The organism is Succinimonas sp., assembly GCF_045225735.1.
Classification (GTDB): domain Bacteria; phylum Pseudomonadota; class Gammaproteobacteria; order Enterobacterales; family Succinivibrionaceae; genus Succinimonas.
On record NZ_JBGVBR010000304.1, the window covers coordinates 1 to 5,564 of the forward strand.

Sequence of the window (5,564 nt, forward strand, 5' to 3'; positions counted from 1 at the left end):
ATGCACGTTCATATTTTAGGAATCTGCGGCACCTTCATGGGAGGGGTGGCAGTTATTGCAAAGGAACTGGGCTATCAGGTATCGGGATCTGATGCCAATGTTTATCCTCCCATGAGCACCATGCTGCGGGACAAGGGGATTGAGATCATCGAGGGCTATGACCCGTCTCAGCTTTCCCCGGCTCCGGATCTTATCATTGTGGGAAATGCCATGAAGCGGGGCAATCCCTGTGTGGAATATATGCTGAACGAGGGGCTCCCCTTTGTTTCCGGTCCGGAATGGCTGGAGCATTATGTGCTTAATACCAGAAAGGTGATCGGCGTGGCCGGGACTCATGGCAAGACCACCACTTCAGGCATGTGCGCCTGGATTCTGGAGCATGCCGGCTATAAGCCCGGCTTTCTTATCGGCGGGGTGCCGGGGAATTTTGATACCTCGGCCCGGGTGGGGGATTCGGAATATTTTGTCATTGAATCCGATGAATATGACTGCGCCTTTTTTGATAAGAGATCCAAGTTTGTGCATTACCGGCCCTTTGTGCAGATCCTGAACAATCTGGAATATGATCATGCCGATATCTTTGAAGACGTGAAGGCGATTCAGAAGCAGTTCCATCATCTGGTGCGCATTATTCCGGGGCGGGGCGAGGTGATTGTTCCTGCGGATTCCCGGACTCTTGACGAGGTTATTGACATGGGCTGCTGGTCTCATCTGGCGCATACGGGAGCTCCCGGCGCGGGGATTTATGCCGAGCTTTTGAAGGATGACGGCAGCTCCTTTGCTGTTTTTGAGAAGGACGGCACCCGCATCGGAGAGGTGCATTGGGAGGGCATCGGTCTTCATAACGTCCGGAATGCCCTTATGGCCATCGAGGCCGCCCGCTTCATCGGGATTGATCCCCGGAAGTCTCTTGAGGCTCTTTCTGCTTTCCGGATGCCAAAAAGAAGAATGGAGTTCAAGGGGGAGAAGAACGGGGTTGCTCTTTATGACGATTTCGCGCACCATCCCACGGCTATCAGAACCACTTTGGACGGTCTCAGAAAAAAGATCGGCACGGCTGCCAGAATCCTTGCCGTGTTTGAGCCCCGTTCCAATACCATGAAGATGGGCGTCAATCATGAGGAACTCTCCGGTTCCTTTGCGGCCGCGGATCGCATATTCATGTATGCGGCCCCGTCCCTGTCCTGGGATACGGATTCTTTGGAAGTGCCGGGCCGTTTCGAGGTCTGCCATGATTTTGATGAAATGGTAGCTGCCATTGCGAAGGAAGCTCATCCCGGGGACGTTATTCTGGTGATGAGTAACGGCGGCTTTAACGGCATTCAGGAAAAGCTTCTGGCAAGGCTTTAGAGTAGTTTGAGGCGCCCGATTGCGATCGGCGCTTTTAAAGTTCGCAGCAATATCCATAACGAAAAAAGGAGGTCTGAAACCTCCTTTCTTTGTTTTTACCGCTTCTTCGCCGGCAGATCTTCTTTAGACCTCTTATCAGGCCTCGAACATGGCGGAAATGGATTCCTCATTGGAAATGCGGCGAATAGCCTCTGCCAGCATAGGAGCCAGAGTCAGCACCTTGACCTTGCCGGTATCCTTCATCTGCTGAGAAAGCGGGATGGAGTCGGTAACAATAACCTCGTCCAGGCTGGATTCGGAGATGTTTCTGAAAGCGGGGCCGGAAAGCACCGGGTGGGTGGCATAGGCAAACACTCTCTTGGCTCCCCGGGCCTTGAGAGCATCGGCAGCCTTGCAAAGAGTACCGCCGGTATCGATCATGTCATCGATAATGATGGCATCGCGATCCTTGACCTCTCCAATAAGGTGCATTACTTCTGAAACGTTAGGACGGGGACGGCGCTTGTCGATAATGGCGATATCGGTGTCATTAAGGAGCTTGGCAATGGCGCGGGCGCGCACTACGCCGCCGATGTCCGGAGAAACGATTACCGGATTCTCGAAGCTGTGGTTCTTCATATCGTCCACCAGGATAGGACTGCCGAACACATTGTCTACCGGCACATCAAAGAAGCCCTGAATCTGCTCCGCATGGAGATCCACGGTAAGCACCCGGTCAACCCCGACGCTGGAGAGCAGATCAGCTACCACCTTGGCGGTAATGGGCACTCTGGCGGAACGGAGTCTTCTGTCCTGACGGGCATAGCCGAAATAGGGTACCACGGCAGTGATGCGGCCGGCGGAAGCGCGTCTCATGGCGTCAATCATCACAATGAGTTCCATGAGGTTGTCATTGGTGGGAGCGCAGGTAGACTGGATTATGAAAATATCGCCGCCGCGAACATTTTCATTGATCTGAACATGGATTTCGCCATCGCTGAAACGATCGACAGTGGCATTGCCTAATCTGGTAAAAAGCTTTTCCGCAATTTTCTGAGCAAGGTCAGGAGTTCCATTCCCTGCAAAAATCTTCATATCCGGCACGGTGTTAACCTCAAGATGATCCTTTTAGTGACTGTTTTGATTCAGGCTGTTCATTTGGCGGCTTTAAGTTTGCCGAGAAGCTCATGGAGCGGTGAAACGTTACAGGCCCGCGCGACAAATCCGGAGATATTGTCCGGGAGGCTGTTACAAGCCCGAACAGCTGCATCTTCATCAGGAAATTCCCCGAAGCAGGAGGCTCCGGTTCCGGTCATTCCCGATGGTGCGTATTTTAACAACCATGACAGCGCTGTGGCAACCTCGGGATAGATCTTTTTTACCAGTCCTTCGCAGTCGTTGGCCCGGGGATTCTTCATAAGGTCTTCCAGAGGCATTTTGGGGGTGTTTCGGGGGAGATCCGGGTGCATGAATATTTCCCGGGTGGAAACATGGGTGTTTTCCGGAGTGACCACGAGGTACCACTTTTCCGGAATAGCCACCGGGGTGAGCTTTTCCCCCACGCCTTCGGCATAGGCGCTGCGGCCCCGGACAAACACTGGCACATCGGCCCCCAGCCTGCGGCCGGCCCGGGCGAGTTCATCTTCTGAAAGTCCGAGGTTCATAAGGTGATTGAGAGCAACCATGACGGTGGCGGCATTGCTGGATCCGCCCCCCAGCCCTCCTCCCATGGGGATCCTTTTATCCACATGAACATCGGCGCCGATGTTTTTGCCGGTGATTTCGGCGAGGAGCTTAATGGCTTTGAAAATAATATTGCTTTCCGTCGGGAAGCCCATGTCCGGAAAGACGCGGACAATGCCGTCATTTCTGGGCTCCAGGGTCATGGTATCTCCCCGGTCAAGAATGGCAAACAGGGTGGAAAGCTCATGATAGCCGTCCGCACGTCTCCCGTTAATGCGCAGAAAAAGGTTGATTTTTGCCGGTGCCGGCCAGACTGTTAAATTTCCCACTTGTTTATCCTGATTTTAATTAAAAGATCCTTTCCTTTAAGGGTAATGAACTCCGGAAGAATGAATTTGCCGGTATTCGTATAGCGTTCATAGATGACGGTGAATTCCGGATGGGTGATTTCGCTGATGGTGCTGTCAGCGTTTCTGACGAAGGGAAGATCTCCCGGGATGGCCCGGATAATGTCCGGAAGACGGCGGGCGGGAATGCTGAGTCCGGTGAGCTGTCTGGCCAGATCATCTGCCGAGGATCCGGAATATTGTTTGCCCTCGCTGTCGGTAATGCGGGCTTCCCCGGGACTGTTTTCCAGCCGGAACACCGTGGAGCCGGTAAGACTGGTAAGCTCCAGAAGGTAACGGTCATCCTTGACGGAGACATTAACATACGAGGAGAGCCGGTTTTGCTTTTCGATAATGGCGATTTTGCCGGAAGCCCCGAAGGAGGTGATCTTTGCGAGCTCGGCATTCTGATTTTCATAAAATTCCGGGGGGTTATCCGGTATGGAATTGCATCCGGCGGCAAAAATCATAATGCCTGCCAGCGCGGCAATGAATATTCCTGATGGTGCGGTCATGACTTGTTTTTCCGAAAGGAGACGGGAAGCGAGACGGACTTTCCGGGGCGGCATCCTCTCTGAAGGACTGTCGTTTCAGGCTTCCCGGAAACATAAAACGCCGTCATGGTAGCATTTTTGTCCCGATAATTCAATGCGGCGGGGAATGCCCTTCGGGCAAAAAAAGCCCCGGATTTCTCCGGGGCTCTGTGTTCAGTCGCAGGCCTTCAGCGCTCTATTAGAGGGAGCTCGTGAAGGTACGGGTAATAACGTCGTCCTGCTGCTCTTTGGTAAGAGAGTTGAAGCGCACGGCATATCCGGAAACGCGAATGGTGAGCATCGGATACTTGTCAGGATTCTTCTGAGCATCAATGAGAGTATCTCTGTTCAGCACATTCACATTGAGATGCTGACCGCCTTCATGGTTGGGATCGTGATGGAAGTAACCGTCCAGGAGGCCTACCAGATTCTTGTTCTGGGTGTCTCTGTCAGTGCCGAGAGCAGCCGGAACAATGGAGAAGGTGTAGGAAATACCGTCCTTGGCGTAGTCAAACGGCAGCTTGGCCACTGAAGACAGGGAAGCCACAGCGCCCTTGACATCGCGGCCGTGCACCGGATTGGCGCCCGGACCGAAGGGCTTGTGAGCCTCGCGGCCGCAGGGGGTCTCGCCGGTGTTCTTGCCATAGACCACATTTGAGGTAATGGTAAGAATGGACTGAGTAGGCAGAGCGTTTCTGTAGGTTACGCGTTCCTTGATCTTCTTCATGAAGCGTTCCACGAGGTCGCAGGCAATGGAATCCACGCGTTCGTCATTGTTGCCGAACTTCGGGAAGTCGCCTTCAATGTCGAACTTGGTGGCTACGCCGTCTTCGTCGCGAACCGGCTTAACCCTGGCATACTTGATGGCGGACAGGGAGTCGGCGGCAACGGAAAGACCGGCCACGCCGCAGGCCATGGTGCGGAATACATCGCGATCATGGAGAGCCATCTGCACTGCCTCGTAGGCATACTTGTCGTGCATGTAGTGGATGATGTTCAGAGCGGTAACGTACTGCGTGGCCAGCCAGTCCATGAACTTGTCAACGCGCTGCATGACATCATCGAACTCCAGGTACTCGCCGGCGGGGATATCGGTCTTAGGACCAACCTGCATATGCTTGCCGTCCTTGACAATCATCTCGTCCTTGCCGCCGTTGATGGCGTAAAGAAGAGTCTTGGCCAGGTTGGCGCGGGCGCCGAAGAACTGCATTCTCTTGCCCACAACCATGGGGGATACGCAGCAGGCAATGGCATAGTCATCGCTGTTGAAATCAGGACGCATGAGGTCGTCATTTTCGTACTGAATGGAAGAGGTGTCGATGGAAACCTTGGTGGTGAATCTCTTCCAGGCTGCCGGGAGCTTTTCAGACCAGAGGATGGTCATGTTGGGCTCCGGAGAGGTGCCCATGTTGTAAAGGGTCTGCAGGTAACGGAAGCAGGTCTTGGTTACCAGGGTTCTGCCGTCGAGGCCCATGCCGCCGAGAGATTCGGTGGCCCAGATGGGATCGCCGGAGAACAGGGTATCGTACTCGGGGGTGCGGAGGAAGCGTACCATGCGGAGCTTCATGATCATGTGGTCAACCAGCTCCTGAGCCTGCTTCTCGGTGAGCACGCCGTTTTTGATATCGCGTTC

At 53.9% G+C, this 5,564-nt stretch carries 5 protein-coding genes; 1 reads left to right on the forward strand and 4 read right to left on the reverse strand.

Features of this window, described 5'->3' with window-relative positions:
* Positions 1–1,350, forward strand: coding sequence for a UDP-N-acetylmuramate:L-alanyl-gamma-D-glutamyl-meso-diaminopimelate ligase (gene mpl / locus ACJROR_RS10905; RefSeq protein WP_406547081.1), 1,350 nt, complete (start codon positions 1–3; stop codon positions 1,348–1,350).
* Positions 1,351–1,485: 135 nt separating this feature from the next.
* Here mpl and ACJROR_RS10910 read toward each other — a convergent pair whose 3' ends face one another.
* From ACJROR_RS10910 to ACJROR_RS10925, 4 genes are all read right to left on the reverse strand, one after another.
* Positions 1,486–2,433, reverse strand: coding sequence for a ribose-phosphate pyrophosphokinase (locus ACJROR_RS10910; protein WP_406040482.1), 948 nt, complete (start codon positions 2,431–2,433; stop codon positions 1,486–1,488).
* A gap of 50 nt (positions 2,434–2,483) precedes the next feature.
* Complete coding sequence (gene ispE / locus ACJROR_RS10915; protein WP_406547082.1) at positions 2,484–3,341, reverse strand: 4-(cytidine 5'-diphospho)-2-C-methyl-D-erythritol kinase; 858 nt, start codon at positions 3,339–3,341, stop codon at positions 2,484–2,486.
* A complete protein-coding gene (gene lolB, locus ACJROR_RS10920) occupies positions 3,329–3,913 on the reverse strand; it encodes a lipoprotein insertase outer membrane protein LolB (protein ID WP_406040478.1) in 585 nt (194 codons plus the stop codon). Before lolB ends, ispE begins: the two co-directional genes overlap by 13 nt.
* Positions 3,914–4,130: 217 nt before the next feature.
* Positions 4,131–5,564: pyruvate formate lyase family protein (locus ACJROR_RS10925; protein WP_406547083.1), on the reverse strand; the 1,434-nt coding region annotated here is incomplete at its 5' end.

Coding starts and splice junctions, on each gene's coding strand:
- lolB (WP_406040478.1), bottom strand. CDS start 3,913: ATGACCGCACCATCAGGAATATTCATTGCCGCGCTGGCAGGCATTATG.
- mpl (WP_406547081.1), top strand. CDS start 1: ATGCACGTTCATATTTTAGGAATCTGCGGCACCTTCATGGGAGGGGTG.